This window comes from Marilutibacter maris (assembly GCF_006546735.2).
In the GTDB taxonomy this organism is placed as follows: domain Bacteria; phylum Pseudomonadota; class Gammaproteobacteria; order Xanthomonadales; family Xanthomonadaceae; genus Marilutibacter; species Marilutibacter maris.
The window spans coordinates 13,821-30,286 of sequence record NZ_VICD02000286.1 but is presented as its reverse complement, the minus strand read 5'-3'; the positions used below and the strand labels follow the sequence as shown (position 1 = coordinate 30,286).

The window sequence follows — 16,466 nt, the reverse complement described above, 5'->3', positions numbered from 1 at the left end:
CGTCGCCGGCGACGTCGCCCTGGTCCACGGCGCGCGCTGCGTGACCATCGCCGGCGGCATGGTGCCGCGCTTCCTGCCGTTCCTGCGCAGCAGCGCGTTCCGCGAGCGCTTCCTCGCCAAGGGCCGCTTCGTCGCCTACCTGGAAGCGATCGCCGTGCAGGCGATCACCCACCCCTACCCGGGCCTGCTCGGCGCGGCGATGTCGATGCGGGGACGTTCGAACGGCTGAGCGCTGCCGGTTCGGTCTTCGCTCCGTGCGAAGATGCGGCGGTCGCCGTCGGCATGCACCACTGTCGGCTGGGCACGCAGGATGCAGGAGGCAGGCATGGACAATGGGATTGTCATGGTGATCTGCGCGGTGGCGTTGGCGGTGGCCTTCGGGCTGCTGCGCATGCATGCCCGCCTGGGGCGCGGCTGGACGATCGTATTCCCGGTTGCCTGGGTCCTGTTCGTGTTCAAAGGGTGTCTGATCCTGCCCGAGGACGCGATAGGCGGGTTCGGGGCCTGGCTCGCGGCGTCCGCCTGTCTGTTGGGCCTGATCCTGGGGCACATATGCGAGTTCCGGAGTGGACGGCGCGCGCGTCGTGCCGCGTCTGCCGGAACGCGGCCGAGCCGAACGTGAGAGAGCGAATGGGCGATCTGCTCGAACGCTTGCAACCGTGAGGTGGTGGTTGAGCGGGCTCGTTGCGATGCCGGAAAGGCGGCGTGCCGGTCCGGGCACGGCGGTGCGGTCGCTGCCATCGAGGGGCCGCGCATGAGATCGCTGTTTGCCCTGATCGCGTCGCATATGAGGCGCGAAGACCCTCTCTACTACCGGGTGCTGGGATATGCGTTCGCGGCCGTCGGGGTCGCAGTGCTCGCCTTCGTCCTGGGGTTCATCGGTCGGATGGCGGAACAGGACTGGCTGTTCCTGTTCGCACTGTTCCTGATGGGGCTGGCGATCGTCTCGGTCATCCTTTGCATGCTGGTGATGACGGTGCTTGCCGTTCATTCCTTTGCCCGGAGGGGCTGGCGCCTGATCCGCCGTATCCACGGCCGCTGACGCCACAAAAAAACCCCGCCGGAGGCCGGCGGGGCAGGGATATCGGTGGGTGCTGTCCGCGGCGGATGCCCGCTGGGGGCATCCGCGCGCTCGAGGTCAGAACTTGACGTTGACGCCGAACAGGTAGGTGCGGCCCCACTCGATGTACTCCAGCGGCCGGTCCTTGCTGGCGGCGTAGGTCTGGTACGGCGAGTTGGTCAGGTTCTGCGCCTGCAGCAGCAGGCTGACGCCGCCCAGGCGGCTGCCTTCGGGGAAGGTATAGCTGACCTGGGCGTCGATGATGTCCTCGCCGACCACGTAGCGCAGCGTGCGGTTGCCGGCGAAGTTGCCGATCTCGCCGATGAAGTCCGAACGCTTGCGCTGGCTGACCCGCGCCTCGAAGCCGTTGCGCTCGAAGTAGGCGGTCAGGTTGTACACCTCGTCCGACAGGCCCGGCAGGCTGATGTCGCCGTCGCCCACGCTGGACGCGCTTTCGGGATCGCGGATCTTGATGTTGCTGTCGTTGAAGCTGGCGCTGGCGATGATGCCGAAGCCCTGCAGCGGCTCCCACAGCAGGTCCAGCGGCAGCGAGGCGCTCAGCTCCAGGCCCTGCAGGCTGCCACCCTTGCCGTTGTAGGGCGCGGTGAAGTTGCCGGTGGTCTGCGCCGGGGGCGAGCCCGGCGGCGGCACGTAGTCGGCGACCAGTTCGCTGAAGTCGTAGCCGTCACGGGTCTCGGTGAAGATGTAGCTGCGCAGGTCCTTGTAGAAGTAGGCGGCAGCGACATAGGCGCGGTTGCCGAAGTACTTCTCGTAGGAGATGTCCAGCGCGTTGGCCTTCCACGGGTCCAGGCGCGGGTTGCCGCCGCTGGCGCCGGGGCGGCCGGTCGAGCTGTCGACGCCGAACTCCAGCGCGGCGCGCATCTGGTCGACGCGGGCGCGCGCCAGCTGGCGCGCCAGGGCGACGCGCAGGGTCTGCTCGTGCTCGAACTCGAACGCCAGGTTCAGGCTCGGCAGCACGTCGGTGTAGGTCTTGCCGTCCTCGAACGGTCGCACGTTGCTGCCAGCCGGCTGGGTGCCGTCCCAGTAGTTCGCGTTGGAGGACTGGTCGGTGTGCTGGAGCTGGACGCCGATGTTGCCGCGCACCGGCACCGAGCCCCACTGGGTGTTGATGTCGGCCTGCACGTAGCCGGTGGTGATCTTCTCGTTGACCGTCCACGCCTTGGACACCAGGTAGGAGGCGTCCTCGGTCGGGTTGAACACCATGTAGCGCGAGACCGCGCCGGGCACGTTCCAGGTCGGGATCCGGCCGATGCCGGCGAAGCCCAGGTCGACCAGGCCGTACTGCAGGTCGTCGGCGATGGTGGTGTCGCCCTGAGCGCCGAGCAGGATGTTGCCCTCGGGCTGGCGCTTGTTCTTCTCGCGATCGGAGTAGTTGATGCCGACCTCGATGTCGGAGAGCCAGCTCAGTGCCTGCGGCGCCGGCATCAGCGCGGCGAAGCGGTAGCCGCGCAGCTCGTCCTCGACCTGCGGCACCTTGCCGTAGCCGGAGCCGTAGATGGTGTTGGTCAGGAACAGCGCACCGGGATTGGAGTAGTCCAGTCCGGGCACGATCTGCGAGAAGTCGCGGTTGGAGTAGTCCAGGCGCAGGCTGTCCAACTGCGGCATCGGCGCCAGCTGGGTGTTGTTCTCCAGGTTGATCTCGTCGCGGGTGGCCTTGGAGTAGCTGACGTCGGCGACCAACTGCACCATGCCGACGTTGAACTCGTTGTTCCAGCCGAACGCGCGGATCTTGTCCTCGCGCTTGTTGTACATGCCGCGCACCAGCGGGTACACGCCGGTCACGGTGCCGCCGGTGAAGGTGCCGTTGCCGTTGATCTCGGGGTCGAGGATGTCCAGGCCCGGCGTGTAGTTGCCGTTGTAGTTGCCCAGGTTGACCTCGAACTGGTTGGCGGTGTCGACCTGCTCGGCCTTGGAGTAGAACAGGTCGAGAGTGCTGTTCCAGGCATTGGACGGGCGGTACTGCAGGGTCGCCATCACGCCGTCGCGCTCGGTCTCGCCGGTGCGGCGCAGCGCCTTGATGCCGTCGGAGTACCACGTACCCCCAGCGACACCCGGCCGCTCGCCGTCGCTGACCTGCTTCCACGGCTCGTACAGGCCGACCTGGTTCTCCTGGATCGGCGTCTCGGAGTGCGAGTAGCCGATCGCGAAGCCGAAGGTGTTGTCGGCGAACTGGTCGATGTAGCTGGCGTTGAAGCGGTTGCCGTCGTCGTCGGCATTGGCCGCCGAGCCCAGCGAGTTGCGCTGGTAGCGGCCGCCGATCGAGATCACCGGCTCGCTGTGGCTGAGCGGGCGCACGGTACGCATGTCGATCGTGCCCGACAGGCCCTGGCCGATCAGCGCCGCGTCCGGGGTCTTGTAGATGGTGACGCTGTTGAACAGCTCGGAGGGGTACTGGTCGAACTCGACGCTGCGGTTGTCGCCGGTGCTGACCATCTCGCGGCCGTTGAGCAGGGTGGTCGCGAAGTCCGGCGACAGGCCGCGCACGCTGATCACCTGCGCGCGGCCGGCGACGCGTTGCGCGGCCAGGCCGGGCAGGCGGGCGAGCGACTCGGCGATGCTGATGTCAGGCAGCTTGCCGATGTCCTCGGCCGAGATCGCCTCGACGATCGAGGTCGACTCCTTCTTCGACGAGATCGCGCTTTCGATGCCGGCGCGGATGCCGGTGACGACCACGCTGTCGAGCGTGGTGGTGTCGGACGTCTGCGCCGACGCGTCGTTGCCGGTTTCCTGATCGTTGGCAGGCTCGGCGGCGGACTGTGCGTGCACGCCCGTCGCCATCAGCGCGGCCGCCGATGCCAGCGCCACGCTGAGTAGATTACGCCTGAGTTGCAACATGCTTCCCCTCCACACGGTTGGTGTTGGCCGCCGGTGGTTCGAACGGCGGACGTCTGTGCGTCCTTGTCCCGGCAGGCCCGAAAAACGCCTCGGACGCCGCCCCCGGCGGCACCACGGAGCCGGCGTTCGGGCCGCTCCGGAATCTGGCGTGGGGCGATAGTAGACGCGGGTGCAGCTGCACAATGGACGTTGCAAACGTATTCACTGAAGTTGCAGACGTTTGCACTCGCGCCGCGGTGGCGGCGGCGGGGAACATGTGACCTCGGTGCCGCGACGGGGGATGTCATGCAGGATCGATCCAAATCCAGGCCGCTGCCGTCGTCGCTCGCGTGGCTGGCCGCGCTGGCAATGGTGTCGGCGACGGTGCCGGTCAGCGCCGGCGAACCGCGTGCCGACGACTTGCATGCCGGTGAGCTGCATGCCGGCAAATTGCATGTCGCCTCGCCGGACTGGCGCGACCAGGTCGTCTACTTCGCCATGGTCGACCGCTTCGACGACGGCGACCCGTCCAACAACGACCAGGGCCTCGGCGAGTACGACCCCGCCGACGGCGGCCGCTACAGCGGCGGCGACCTGCGCGGGCTGAACCGGCGCCTGGATTACATCCGCGGGCTCGGCGCGACGGCGCTGTGGATCACCCCGCCGGTCGCCAACCAGTGGCTGAACCCGTCGCGCAGCTTCAGCGGCTATCACGGCTACTGGGCCAGCGACTTCTCCGCGGTCGACCCCCACTACGGTCGCCTCGACGACTACCGCGCGCTGTCGCGGGGGGTGCACGCGCGCGGCATGTACCTGATCCAGGACGTGGTGGTGAACCATACCGGCGACTGGATCGCCTGCGACCGTTCCGGTGCGGCCGATACCGCCGCCGCGCGCTGCCATCTGCGCAGCGATCCTCAAGGCAGAATGGCGCCGGCGCAGCCGCCGTTCGACCGCAACGACCCTGCCGATGCCGGGGACCGCGCCGCCGCGACCTACCACTGGACCGCGCCGATCGCCGACTACACCGACCGGCGCCAGGAACTCGACGGCCAGCTGGCCGACCTGGACGACCTGAACACGGAGCACCCGGCGGTGCGGCGCGCGCTGCGCGAGAGCTATGGCCGCTGGATACGCGAGGTCGGGGTGGATGCGTTCCGGGTCGACACCGCCTTCCACGTGCCCGCGGACTTCTTCGCCGACTTCCTGCATGCCGACGACCCGCAAGCGCCGGGCGTCGCCCGCGTCGCCGCCGCCACCGGTCGCGACGACTTCCTCGCGTTCGGTGAGGGTTTCGGCAGCGACAAGGCCTTCGCCGACGCGCAGGCGCGCAAGCTCGATGGCTACATGCGGACCCCGGGCGGGCTGCCGTCGATGATCAACTTCCCGCTGTACGGCAGCCTCGGCGAGGTGTTCGCGCGCGGCCGTCCCAGTGCCGAACTGGCCTACCGGATCGACTCGATGATGGCGCTGCACGCCGATCCGTGGCGGATGCCGAGCTTCGTCGACAACCACGATGTCGACCGTTTCCTGGCCGGCGGCAGCGAGGCCGGGCTGAAGCAGGCGCTGCTGGCGATGCTGACCCTGCCCGGCATCCCGGTGATCTATTACGGCACCGAGCAGGGCTTCGCCACGCAGCGCCCGTCGATGTTCGCCGCCGGTCACGGCAGCGGCGGCCGCGACCACTTCGCCACCGATGCGCCGCTGTACCGCTACCTACAACGCGCGATCGCGTTGCGTCGCGGCAATCGCGCGTTCTCGCGCGGCCGACCGACGGTATTGACCGCCAACGCCGCGCGCTCGGGCGCGATCGCCTGGCGCATGGACGGCGGCGACGGCCGCGCCCTGGTCGTGCTCAACAGCGCCGACACCCCGGTGCTGCTGGATCGGCTCGATACCGGGCTGGCGCCGGGGACGCGGTTGCGCGGGGTGTTCGCGATCGACGGCGATCCGCGCGACCTCGACGTCGGCGCGGACGGCGCGCTGAGCCTGGTGCTGCCGCCGCGCAGCGGCGAGGTGTGGCGGGTGGAGGCGGCTGTGGCGGCGTCCGCAGTCGAAGCTCCCGCCAGCGCACCGCGATTGGACCCGCTGCCGACGGCGCCGTTGCGCGGCGACTTCGAGGTCCACGGCGAAGCGCCGGGTTCGCGACGCCTGCAACTGGTGATCGACGGCGACCTCGGCAGCGCGCAGACGGTGACGGTGGCCGCCGACGGCCGCTGGCGGGCGCGGGTCCGCAGCGACGCGATGATCGACCCGGCGACCATCCACCGCGTGGTCGCCCATGACCCGGGCCGCGGTGCGAGCAGTGCCGCCGGCGAGTTCCGCGTCGCCCTGGACTGGCGCTTGCGGGCCGAACGCGACGACCCGGCCGGCGACGACACCGGCCCCGACGGTGGCTACGTCTATCCGACCGGGCCCGGCTGGCGCGCGCTGCGCCCGGCCGACATCCGTCGCATCCGCGCCTGGAGCGCCGATGGCGCGCTGCGGGTCGAGATCACGATGGCCGATATCAGCGAAGCCTGGCACCCGGCCAACGGCTTCGACCATGTCGCGTTCACCGCCTATCTGTCGCTGCCCGGTCGCGATGGCGGCGCCACGGCGATGCCGCAGCAGCAGGCGCGCCTGCCCGACGGCCGCCGCTGGCACTACCGCTGGCGCGCACACGGCTGGTCGAACGCGCTCACGACCGCCGACGGCGCCGATGCCGACAACGAGGGGGCGGCGGTCACCCCGGTGCCGACGATCGCGGTCGACCGCGGCGCCGCCACCATCACCGCGATCTTCCCGGCGACCGCGTTCGCCTCGCCCGCCGACCTGGCCGGCGCCGTCCTGTACATCACCACCTGGGACTACGACGGCGGCTACCGCCCGCTCGCTCCCGAGGCCGGGCCGATGCGCTTCGGCGGCGGCGATGCGCAGTCGCCCAGGGTGATGGATGCGATCGAAGTGACACTGGAATAGCGCCCCCGGCCCTGAGCGGCGGCGGGGTCCGGTCGCCGCGTCGGATCGGCCGCCACGCAACCTGCCCGTCCGTAGCTGGCCCGTCCGCCGCCGCATCCCAGCGGGTCGGGGCAGGACCGTCGGCACGCTGTCGTCGGCGCGCGGTCGACGGCATGCAGTCGACGGCACGCGGTCGATAGTCCGCGCGAAAACAGCACCCCTGCCATCGGTCATGCTTGACTACATCTGTAGTCAATCCTAGTGTGACTACACATGTAGTCATCCAGGCGGAGGCGCGGGACCATGCAAGCCAGGAGCATCGGCGGCCAGGAACTGGCCCTGCTGCAGTACATCGGCCAACGCGGCGAGGCCTCGGTGGCCGAGGTCGCCGCCGGCTTCGGCGAGGCCCACGGGCTGGCGCGTTCGACCGTGCTGACGATGATGGAGCGCCTGCGCGGCAAGGGCTATCTGAAGCGCCGCCGCGTCGACGGCCGCTACGGCTATTCCGCCACCGCCGGCGAGGACGACGTGGTGCAGGGCGCGGTCGGCCGCTTCGTCGAGAAGACCCTGCACGGTTCGGTCAGCCCGTTCGTGGCCTGGATGTCCAAGCGCGGCGAGGTCAGCGACGAGGAGCTCGCCGAACTCGAAGCGCTGGTCGCGCAGTTGCAGACCCGGCGCTCGGAGGACTGATCGATGGATACCCTGCTCGCTTCCTGGTTGGAGCGCCTGCTGGCGACCGGCGTGCAGACCGCGCTGCTGGTCGCCGTGGTCTGGAGCCTGTGCCGTCTGCTGCCGCGGCTGCCCGCCGCCAGCCAGTGCTGGCTGTGGTGGCTGGTCGCCCTGCAGGCCTTGCTGGGCCTGTTCCTCAGCCCGCTGGAATTGCCCTGGCTGCCGTCGGCGGCGGCCCCCTCGGTGCTGGCGGTGCCGGCCGTGGCAACCGGTGATGTCGCCGCGTTGCCGGTGGCGACCCCGACGACCTGGCTGGCGCCGTCCTGGCAGACCATCGTCGTCGCCTTGTGGCTGGCCGGAGTGCTGGTGATGGCCGCGGCGACCTGGCGCGACTGGCGCCGCAGCCGCGCACTGCTCCAGGCGTCGGTGCCCTGCCGCGACGTCGCGCTGGTGCAGGCATTGATGCTGGCGGCCGAGGCCCACGGCCTGCGCGATGCGCCGGAACTGCGCGTGTCGGAACGGATCGGCTCGCCGCAATTGGTCGGTGCCTGGCGGCCGGTGCTGCTGCTGCCGGCCGGCACCGCGCTGGACGCGAATGAACTCGACATGGCGCTGACCCACGAGCTGGCGCACCTGCGCCGCGGCGACCTGTGGTGGGGCTGGGTGCCGACCGTGGCCCGCCACCTGTTCTTCTTCCATCCATTGCTGCACCTGGCGGTGCGCGAGTACGGCATCGCCCGCGAAGCCGCCTGCGACGCCGCCGTCGTCGGCGATGCCGGACGCGCCCGCCACGACTACGGCCGCCTGCTGCTGCGGCTGGGCACCGCGCCTTCTCCGCAACCCGGGCTGGCCAGCGCCTCGCCCACCTTCCACAGCCTCAAGAGGAGACTCACCATGCTGCAGAACGCCTCCCCCGTCCCGCGCGCAGGCGCCATCGCGCTGCTGTCGCTGGTCGCCCTCGTCGGGGTGATGCCGCTGCGCCTGGTCGCCGCGTCCGCCGACGCCCTGCCGACGGCCGCGCTCGCCACCACCGCTACTGCCACCACCACCGCGACCACCACCACCGTGACCGATGCCGACGAGGTCGTCCACGGGCAGTTGCACCTGTCCGGCGACAACCCCGCCCGTGCCTACGTGCGCTTCCGCAACGGCAACGAGACCGCCATCGTCAACGGCGCCATCGGCGATCTGCGCGAGGCGCGCCGCACGGTCGCCAACGGCGACGAGGGGCTGTGGCTGCGGCAGGGCGATGCCCGTTACCTGATCAGCGATCCGGCCCTGCTGCGCCGCTTCGATGCGCTGTACGAACCGGTCGAACAACTGGGCCGCCAGCAGCGCGAGCTGGGCGACCGCCAGGGCCGCCTCGGCGAGCAACAGGGCCGGCTGGGCCAGGAGCAGGGCGAGCTGGGCATGCGCCAGGCCGAGCTGTCGCTGGAAACCGCCCGGCGTGCCCGCGAAGGCGCCGGCCGCCGTGCCGACGCCAAGCGCGAGGAGCGGGCCGAGATCAGCGCCCGCCAGCAGGAACTCGGCGCCCGCCAGCGCGAACTGGGCCAGCGCCAGGCCGAGCTGGGCCGCCAGCAGAGCGAGCTCGGTGCCCGCCAGGCCGAAGCCAGCCGCCGTGCCGAGGAGGGCGTGCGGCGCCTGCTGGAGAACGCCCTGGCCAGCGGCGCCGCCAAGCGGCTCTGAGTCGGCGCAGAGTGGCGGCATTCAAGCCGTCATAACTGGGCCCCGGATGCTGGAAGGCGTCCGGGGCTTGTTGTTTACCGATAGGCGGCTACGTGTTCAGCGTTGGATCGTGGACGTTTCGGCCAGGTTCTTGATGTCGCGCGTCGGCGGTGCACCGAAATAGCGGCTGTATTCGCGGCTGAACTGGGATGGGCTTTCGTAGCCGACCTTGAAGGCGGCTCCGGAGGCGTCCATGTGTTCGGTGAGCATCAGCCTGCGCGCCTCGTTCAGGCGCATCCGCTTCTGGAACTGGAGCGGGCTCAATGCGGTGATCGCGCGGAAGTGGGTGTGGAATGCAGACAGGCTCAGGCCGGCCCGGTTTGCCAGGTCCTCCACCTTCATGGGCTTCGAGAAATTGCTCTTCAGCCAGTCGATGGCGCGGGAAACCTGATAACCATGGTTGCCGACCGTGCCGATTCTCCGCAGCAGCGGGCCCTGGGTACCGGTCAGCAGTCGGTAGAAGATCTCCTGTTTGATCAGCGGCGCCAAGGCCGCGATGTCGTCGGGCTGCTCCATGAGATCGATCAGGCGGTTGAACGCGTCGAGCAGCGACGGGGGAACCTCGCTGACCGCGATTCCCAGCTGCGCCTTGGGCGTCCGGCTGGGCGGCATGTCGCCGGAAACCATGAGCTGGGCGATCAGCCGGAGGTCGAGCTCGAGCGTCAGGCCAAGGTAGGGCGCGTCCGCGCTTGCTTCCAGGATCTGCGACACCACCGGCAGATCGACGGCGGTGATCAGGAAGCGGTTGGCGTCGTAGATGTAGGTCTCCTTGCCCAGGAACAGCCGCTTCCGTCCCTGGCCAATCAGGCAAATGCTGGACGGCAACATATAGCTGGTCGGCTCGGTCGGGGTTTCCCAGCGATGGAAGGTCAGGCCCGGGATCGTCGTGTCGAGACGGTTCAGGCCCGAGGTCCATCGGGCAATCCGTGATCCGAGATCCGCAGGCGGGGCGATCTTTTCCTTCATGGGCGCCTCTTGCTGGAAAGCCATTGGTTTCTGGCCACGGGTTTTGACCGTGATCGGGTTCCAGGGTGGCTTGGCTTCGGCATGTCTGAGGTTAGCACCCGGCCAGGAGCACGCGAGACGATATGGCCGACTTCAACAGAATCAGGCAAGCAATGCGAAGTATCGGGCCAGCATGTCGCTAGCCGTCCGCCATCATTTCCATGTTCGATTGAACCGGTCTGCGTATGCCGGCAAAAGCGTTGCATCTGTTCTGAAAATAGATGGTCGCGTAGGAATGGGCAAGGATTGAGGAGAAGTGTTCTAACCCTCGGGAGGGGCCGCTCACTACAGTGGATGCTCGAAGTCCAGGCGCGGCATGGAGAAGCGGAAATGAAACCCGATAGGCCCTGCTTCCGGAGTCTGCTCCTGGGGTTGTGCGGGCTGGCGGCCGCGCCCGTTCACCTCGCCAATGCGGAGGATCCCATGCAGACCCTGTATCCGGCGGAGGCCCAGCAAGTCGTGCCGGGCTCCGATGAGTTCTTCACCGGCGATGTCCAGGTCAGGCTGTTGTTTCCGACCACGGCGGACACGCCGTTCTCGGGCGCTTACGTCACCTTCCAGCCGGGCGCGAGGACTGCATGGCACCGTCATCCGGGCGGTCAGCACATGATCGTCACCGATGGCCGCGCGTTGACCGGCACCCGCGATGGAAAGGTTGTCGAGTTCGGGCCGGGTGAGGTGGTCTGGTGCCCGCCCGGGATCGATCATTGGCATGGAGCGACCGAAGAAGCGCCGATGACGCATCTGGTGCTGACCGGTACCCGCGATGGAAAGAATGTCGAGTGGAAGGAGCAGGTCGGCGACGAGGTCTACCGCTCCGGCCGCGCGCCCGAAGCGTCGGCGCCGGCCGCGGCGCCCGCGTTGCCCGCAACGAGCCGGGCCATCGTTCCGATTGCGGCGTTCACCGCCAATGGCGATCTGGAATCGCTCAAGGTCGCTATCGCGTCGGGCCTGGATGCGGGTCTGAGCGTGAATGAGATCAGGGAAGTCCAGACCCATCTCTATGCCTATGCCGGATTTCCCCGCGCGCTCAATGGTGTCGCCACCCTGATGGCGGTCGCCGATGCGCGCAGGGCCGCCGGCAGGAACGATCCGGTGGGACCGGATCCCGAACCGTTCCCGGCGGACGGCGCCAGTCGCGAGCTCGGAGAAGCCGTGCAGACCCGGCTGGTCGGGCGACCGGTGGCCGGTCCGTTGTTCGACTTCGCGCCCGGCATGAACCAGTTGTTGCAGCGTCATCTCTTCGGCGACCTGTTCGCACGTGGCGTGCTCGACCACCCGGCGAGGGAGATCGCGACCGTGTCGGCGCTGGCTGGCATGCAAGGCGTCGATTCCCAGCTCCGGTCGCATGTCGCGATATCGCGCAACGTGGGTATCACCGAAGCGCAGCTTGCGGATATCGCCGCGGTCCTGGACGAAACCGTGGGCAGGGTCGAGGCGGACAGGATGGCGGCGGCGCTCAAGGCCGTGCCGCCGCCGAAGGACTAGTCCGCCAGGTCCTGTTTCCCCGGCGTATCCGGAGCAGGCCCGAGCCGTCGGCCGGACCGCTGCCGGCACGCACCGGACACAATCCAACGAAGGAGTTGGCGATGATTCCAATTGCAGTGATTGCCGGCGCGAAGACGCTGCGCGCGCACCTCGACGATACCGCGGTGGCGCGCGACTTCGCCGCGCTGCTGCCGCTCGAGCTCACGCTCCGCGACTTCAACGCGACCGAAAGGGTCGCCGACCTGCCGCGCCGGCTCGACGCCGGCGGGGCCGCGGCCCGCTATGCCCCGAAGGCGGGCGACATCACCTACTACGCGCCCTGGGGCAACCTCGCGGTCTTCTACAAACCGTATCAGTCGTCCAATGGACTGGTACGTCTCGGTGCCTTCGACGAACCGATCGATGCGCTGCTCGCCGATACCGGCGCATCCGTCCGCATCGAAGCCGTCGGCTAGCCACCCGCACCACATCCCAACGGAGAATCCTCATGTCCGATACGAACGATCCCGGCCGTCGTGAGTTCATGGCGCTGTCCGCCCTGACCGGGGGTGGACTGCTGATGAGCAGTCCGATGGAGCTGCTTGCCGGAACCGGCCCCGCGTCCAACATCAGATCGAAGGGCTATGCCGCCGTCGACACCTCGGGCACGCTGGTGCCGTGGGAGTTCGAGCGCCGCCCGGTCGGTGACGACGATGTCCTGATCGACATCAAGTACGCCAGCATCTGTCATTCCGACATTCACCAGATGAAAGGGCACTGGGGGCCGCAGCAGTATCCGCAGGTGCCGGGCCACGAGATCGTCGGCGTGGTGTCGGCGGTCGGCAGGAACGTCACCCGGTTCAAGGTCGGCGACCGCGCCGGTGTCGGCTGCATGGTCGACAGCAATCCCGAATGCGAGAGCTTCAAGCAGGGCGAGGAGCAGTACTGCCCCGATACCGTCTTCACCTACGGCTATCCGGAGGCGAGCTCGCCGACCGGGATTTCGCAGGGTGGCTACTCGACGAACATCGTCGTGAAGGAACACTTCGCCGTCCATATTCCCGAGCACATCGGTCTCAAGGAGGCCGCACCGCTGCTGTGCGCCGGGATCACCACGTACTCCCCGCTGATGAAGTTCGACCTCAAGAAGGGCGACAAGGTCGGCGTCGCCGGCATCGGCGGGCTCGGCCACATGGCGATCAAGCTCGCGGTGTCGAAGGGGGCGGAGGTCTATGCCTTCACGACCTCGTCCGACAAGGTCGACGACATCCTCGCCTTCGGCGCCAAGGAGGCCATCGTCGTCGACGCCCCCGGCAAGCTGAAGCCGTATGCCGCGAAGCTGGACTACATGATCTCCACGATCCCGGTCCAGTACGACGTCGCCGCCTATGCCTCGGTGGTCAGGCCCTTCGGTACCTTCACCCAGGTCGGGATGCCGGAGCGGTTCGAAGTGACGTTGAGCGCGCTCGGGTTGGCGTCGAACCGGGTCAACTTCAATGCCTCGCTGATCGGTGGCATGAAGGAGACGCAGGAAGTGGTCGACTACTGCGCCGACAACGGGATCCTGCCGAAGATCCAGGTCATCACGGCCGAACAGATCAACGAGGCCTGGCGGAGCGTCGTCGACAAGCAGGCACGCTATCGCTATGTGATCGACGCGGCGACGATCTGATCGACCGCGCTGATCGACCGCGCTGATCGACCGCGCTGATCGACCGTGCACGCGGCGGAACCGCCGCAATCCCGATGCGTGGCGTCGTGCCGCGCATCGGGGCTTTCCTGTCGACTGGCCTGACGGCTTCGCGCCTGCCGCCGACGAGACATGCCTGAAGGGCAAGTCAGGCTGACGCGGAGGCCATCGAGTCCAACCAAGCCGTCCCGTGCAGCGCGCCGGCGCTGGCTTCCGGACCATTACTGGTAGGCGGTGTCGGCCTGGACCGTGTTGGCGCCGGCCCCGATATCCTGGGCGACCGACCAGGTCGGCGCCGTTGCGCTGCAGCCACGGGCGCCGAGGCCAGCAAGGTCGCGCTCCAGGCCTTGACCCATCGCGACGGTACCGGCATACGCCTGCTGGCGTCATTCATGGTCGATGCGTAGGCGCGGTTGCTTTGTCGCCGGCGACAGGCAAGATGGGGTCCCTGATCCGGGGTAGTTCAGCGGTAGAACGCTCGGCTCGTACCGAGTGGGCGCTGGTTCGACTCCAGCCCCCGGACCCATTCCGCCGCACGCTCCTGAGGGCGCATGTCAAGAAAGGACGTTCCGTTCGACACGCCACCGCCCGTCGGTGCGGGGTATGCAATGTCCCAGTTGTCGCGGGCGCTGCTTACCGAGGAAACGGGTCCTGATCCGCAGACGCGGGCGCGCGCTACGGCGCGGATCGCCCGCTGGCAGCAGGTGCTGGCGCACGTTCTCGAAGGTACTGCCGACTATGGGTCGCGCACGCCGTTCGCCGAGATTCCGGCCTGGGCGACGCCGGAGGTGGTGACCGGCGGCTTTGCGACCGGTCGCCTGCTGGCGGGAGGTGAGCTGAGCGAATACGAACGCGAGCTGGCGGCTTCGATTCCAGGCATCCGCCCTGGTCACGAGCGGCTCGATTTGAATGCCTGGCATCTCGGCGACGCCGGCATCCGGATGTTGCAGGCGCGCCTGGAAAGCGGCGACTACCGGATCGACGTGCCGGAGGAAGCGGCGCTGCCGGTGGCCGTCTGGCTGTTGCAGCAGCAACGCCACGAGCAGGCGCGGACGTTGATCGAGACGATTGCGCCGTTCTTCGGCCGCTTGCGCTTCTTCCCGCCGCCGGCCCGTGGGTTGCCGGCATCGGCGGCGGAGGTGCACGTATTCGATGTCGGCACGGTCAGGGCCCGGCTTGCCGCGCAGTCGGTGCAGGCGCAGGTGGCGCTGCAGCGACAGGCCATCGAGGTGCGCCTGCCGCTCTACGATGCGGCGGTCGAACACTTCCTGGCCACCTATGCGAGGGACTGGCCCTGCCGGCACTACCCGCCGGGATGGCGTGGGCAGGCCGAATCGCTGTGCGAGCGGTATCAGGCCGCCCGGCGTGAAGGCGTGCAGGCGCGGGGACGGGTTGCCGAGCTGTACGCCCTGCTCGCCCGTTGCGCCAGCGATCCCGAAGCGCTTGGTGGTCGGGAAGTCGGCCGCATCCGGCGCATCGTCGGCGATTTCGTCGACAAGTATGGCGAGCCTGGTTCGCCGACCCATCGTGCGCATCGCGATCGGCAGCATCGGCAGATCGCGGCGCCTGATCACCACCGGGTAGCCAGGGTGCTGGCGGCACGTCTGGCCGGTTACCAGGCCGATGCGGGCATCGCCGACTTCCAGCCACTGCTGGAGCCGGTCACCGCGGCGGAGGCCACAGCCTTTGCCATACCGGAAGGGGCGTCATTGCCGCAGCCGGTGCGCAGGCGGCTGGAGCGTTGCCGCAGTGGAACGGTGGCCGAGTTGATCGAGCACGGTCTGGTTACCTCGGCCGAGACTATGGCCCAACTGTTGCCGGCGATGACCGCCGAGATCCGCAGCGCCGGGTTCGGCGACGCCACGTTGCGTGCGTTGGATGCGGCGACCTACCGCGCCTTCAATCGACGTCGCTCGCTGTTGCTGCTCGACCTGCAGAGTCAGGTCGCGATCGGCGAGCTGCCCTGGGTCGCGGCGATCGAGGCCGACCGCCGGACCGATGCCGGCGCCGCCGGGACCGCCCGCCAGGCGCTGGTCGAGTCGGCGACCCTGGCGATATCCGCTTTCCCTCAAACGATCGTTCCGAACAAGCTGTTGCAGCAGTTCCGCACCCTTGCCAAGGTGGCGAAGGTCGAGCTTCCGTTCGTCGACGAGGTCGCGGCCGACATCTTCATGGGCGAGTTCTCGGACAAGTTCGCCGATGCCGCCAGGCGCGCGGGCCGATCGATGGCCGGCACCCTGTACGCACGCTATTACGCGATCGATACCGATGCACTCGCGGCACTGCCCGACTGCCGCGAGGTTCCCATGTCCAAGCCCTGGTGGCGGCGCCCACAACCACGTAAGAGCGACGCATTGGCGGTGTTATGCGCGCGTCGTGCCGGTGTGGAGCTGGGCGGATGGAATGCGGCAGCGAACGGTGCCGTCATCGAGCAACAGCAGATCCTGACCACGCAGAACCTGGCGCTGCTGTTCGCCGACCTCGGGCTGGGCGAGCGATTGCGCCCGCGCCTGGGCGAGCTGGCATTGACCTGCTTCGAATGGATCTGCGCACGCCAGCAGATGCGGATCGAAGAGCATCACGCAGGCCTGATCATGCTGAAGAACACCGCGTACGCGTGGCGGCAGATGCTGTTCTACCTGTCTCTGCTGGACGCGTCCGCACAGCGGCGAGCCATCGATGCGATCCAGGCCCGCTACCTGACCCAGCCGGAATCGTTCAAGCAATGCTTTTGGCCGGTATTCCTGGGGCTGCGCCGGGCCGCCGACGGCCACAGCCTGCCGCAGCAGGGCGCAACCGCGGAAGGTGCACGCGTGTTCCGGGGCTGGACGCTGGGGCGGCACTGGCTGCTTGGCCCGCCTTCCGCCGCCGTGGTCGATCGCGGTTGAGCGTGATGTTCGCTCGGTAAGCTGTCCGGAGGCGTCATTCCGTTGCAGCCCTGGAGCAGGGGCGGTGGCGTCTGGCGCGACGGGCGCCCACGGGATGGGTGAAGCGCGAGTGCTACCAGGATGGCTGTGCCAGGTCACGGCAACTTCCGCAACGGGGCTGGCCTCATCCAGCATGCAGCAGCATCAC

Annotated in this window: 13 protein-coding genes and 1 tRNA gene; 11 read left to right on the top strand and 3 right to left on the bottom strand. The window is 68.5% G+C overall.

The genetic code is table 11. The features are described 5' to 3' along the window. The 3 genes from FKV24_RS16470 to FKV24_RS16460 form a co-directional block, all read left to right on the top strand. On the top strand, positions 1-229 hold a 229-nt coding region (locus FKV24_RS16470), incomplete at its 5' end, for a glucokinase (RefSeq protein ID WP_211371898.1). Between the two features lie 96 nt (positions 230-325). After that, positions 326-622 carry a hypothetical protein gene (locus FKV24_RS16465; RefSeq protein ID WP_141483152.1) on the top strand — a complete coding sequence of 99 codons (297 nt, stop codon included), beginning with the start codon at positions 326-328 and terminating at the stop codon, positions 620-622. 132 nt (positions 623-754) lie between these two features. Then, complete coding sequence (locus FKV24_RS16460; protein ID WP_141483151.1) at positions 755-1,042, top strand: hypothetical protein; 288 nt, start codon at positions 755-757, stop codon at positions 1,040-1,042. 96 nt (positions 1,043-1,138) lie between these two features. Here FKV24_RS16460 and FKV24_RS16455 read toward each other — a convergent pair whose 3' ends face one another. Beyond that, positions 1,139-3,916, bottom strand: coding sequence for a TonB-dependent receptor (locus tag FKV24_RS16455; protein WP_141483150.1), 2,778 nt, complete (start codon positions 3,914-3,916; stop codon positions 1,139-1,141). Between the two features lie 285 nt (positions 3,917-4,201). On the opposite strand from FKV24_RS16455, the gene FKV24_RS16450 reads away from it, so the two are divergent. From FKV24_RS16450 to FKV24_RS16440, 3 genes are all read left to right on the top strand, one after another. After that, on the top strand, positions 4,202-6,856 hold the full coding sequence (locus tag FKV24_RS16450; protein WP_141483149.1) for an alpha-amylase family glycosyl hydrolase: 2,655 nt from the start codon (positions 4,202-4,204) through the stop codon (positions 6,854-6,856). 282 nt (positions 6,857-7,138) lie between these two features. After that, positions 7,139-7,525: a BlaI/MecI/CopY family transcriptional regulator gene (locus FKV24_RS16445; protein ID WP_111265059.1), complete on the top strand. Its 387-nt coding sequence runs from the start codon at positions 7,139-7,141 to the stop codon at positions 7,523-7,525. A gap of 3 nt (positions 7,526-7,528) precedes the next feature. After that, the gene (locus FKV24_RS16440) at positions 7,529-9,190 is read left to right on the top strand and encodes a M56 family metallopeptidase (RefSeq protein WP_141483148.1); all 1,662 of its coding nucleotides are present in this window, start codon (positions 7,529-7,531) and stop codon (positions 9,188-9,190) included. A 96-nt stretch (positions 9,191-9,286) separates the two neighbouring features. Here the strand turns inward: FKV24_RS16440 and FKV24_RS16435 are convergent, their stop codons facing one another. Then, a complete protein-coding gene (locus FKV24_RS16435) occupies positions 9,287-10,195 on the bottom strand; it encodes an AraC family transcriptional regulator (protein ID WP_141483147.1) in 909 nt (302 codons plus the stop codon). Between the two features lie 333 nt (positions 10,196-10,528). Here FKV24_RS16435 and FKV24_RS19950 point away from each other — a divergent pair, with 333 nt between their 5' ends. The 3 genes from FKV24_RS19950 (at position 10,529) to FKV24_RS16420 (ending at position 13,373) form a co-directional block, all read left to right on the top strand. Further along, positions 10,529-11,722, top strand: a complete 1,194-nt coding sequence (locus FKV24_RS19950; RefSeq protein WP_170288346.1) for a (R)-mandelonitrile lyase — start codon at positions 10,529-10,531, stop codon at positions 11,720-11,722. Between the two features lie 101 nt (positions 11,723-11,823). Then, positions 11,824-12,177 (top strand): cyclophilin-like fold protein, encoded by a 354-nt coding sequence (locus FKV24_RS16425; protein ID WP_141483145.1) that lies wholly within the window; start codon positions 11,824-11,826, stop codon positions 12,175-12,177. Positions 12,178-12,209: 32 nt separating this feature from the next. Further along, positions 12,210-13,373, top strand: coding sequence for an NAD(P)-dependent alcohol dehydrogenase (locus tag FKV24_RS16420; protein WP_141483144.1), 1,164 nt, complete (start codon positions 12,210-12,212; stop codon positions 13,371-13,373). Positions 13,374-13,612: 239 nt separating this feature from the next. On the opposite strand, the gene FKV24_RS20085 is transcribed toward FKV24_RS16420, so the two are convergent. Continuing rightward, positions 13,613-13,747, bottom strand: coding sequence for a hypothetical protein (locus FKV24_RS20085; protein ID WP_283016216.1), 135 nt, complete (start codon positions 13,745-13,747; stop codon positions 13,613-13,615). A 96-nt stretch (positions 13,748-13,843) separates the two neighbouring features. Between FKV24_RS20085 and FKV24_RS16415 the strand changes: the two genes are divergently transcribed. Continuing rightward, positions 13,844-13,917: transfer RNA gene (locus FKV24_RS16415), tRNA-OTHER, on the top strand. A gap of 82 nt (positions 13,918-13,999) precedes the next feature. Next, positions 14,000-16,279 (top strand): hypothetical protein, encoded by a 2,280-nt coding sequence (locus tag FKV24_RS19355; protein ID WP_170288345.1) that lies wholly within the window; start codon positions 14,000-14,002, stop codon positions 16,277-16,279. Positions 16,280-16,466: the final 187 nt, after the last annotated feature.

Excerpts from the sequence above, each read along its gene's own strand:
- FKV24_RS16465 (WP_141483152.1), top strand. The coding sequence starts at position 326 with ATGGACAATGGGATTGTCATGGTGATCTGCGCGGTGGCGTTGGCGGTG.
- FKV24_RS16460 (WP_141483151.1), top strand. The coding sequence starts at position 755 with ATGAGATCGCTGTTTGCCCTGATCGCGTCGCATATGAGGCGCGAAGAC.
- FKV24_RS16455 (WP_141483150.1), bottom strand. The coding sequence starts at position 3,916 with ATGTTGCAACTCAGGCGTAATCTACTCAGCGTGGCGCTGGCATCGGCG.
- FKV24_RS16450 (WP_141483149.1), top strand. The coding sequence starts at position 4,202 with ATGCAGGATCGATCCAAATCCAGGCCGCTGCCGTCGTCGCTCGCGTGG.
- FKV24_RS16445 (WP_111265059.1), top strand. The coding sequence starts at position 7,139 with ATGCAAGCCAGGAGCATCGGCGGCCAGGAACTGGCCCTGCTGCAGTAC.
- FKV24_RS16440 (WP_141483148.1), top strand. The coding sequence starts at position 7,529 with ATGGATACCCTGCTCGCTTCCTGGTTGGAGCGCCTGCTGGCGACCGGC.
- FKV24_RS16435 (WP_141483147.1), bottom strand. The coding sequence starts at position 10,195 with ATGAAGGAAAAGATCGCCCCGCCTGCGGATCTCGGATCACGGATTGCC.
- FKV24_RS19950 (WP_170288346.1), top strand. The coding sequence starts at position 10,529 with ATGCTCGAAGTCCAGGCGCGGCATGGAGAAGCGGAAATGAAACCCGAT.
- FKV24_RS16425 (WP_141483145.1), top strand. The coding sequence starts at position 11,824 with ATGATTCCAATTGCAGTGATTGCCGGCGCGAAGACGCTGCGCGCGCAC.
- FKV24_RS16420 (WP_141483144.1), top strand. The coding sequence starts at position 12,210 with ATGTCCGATACGAACGATCCCGGCCGTCGTGAGTTCATGGCGCTGTCC.
- FKV24_RS20085 (WP_283016216.1), bottom strand. The coding sequence starts at position 13,747 with ATGGGTCAAGGCCTGGAGCGCGACCTTGCTGGCCTCGGCGCCCGTGGC.
- FKV24_RS19355 (WP_170288345.1), top strand. The coding sequence starts at position 14,000 with ATGTCCCAGTTGTCGCGGGCGCTGCTTACCGAGGAAACGGGTCCTGAT.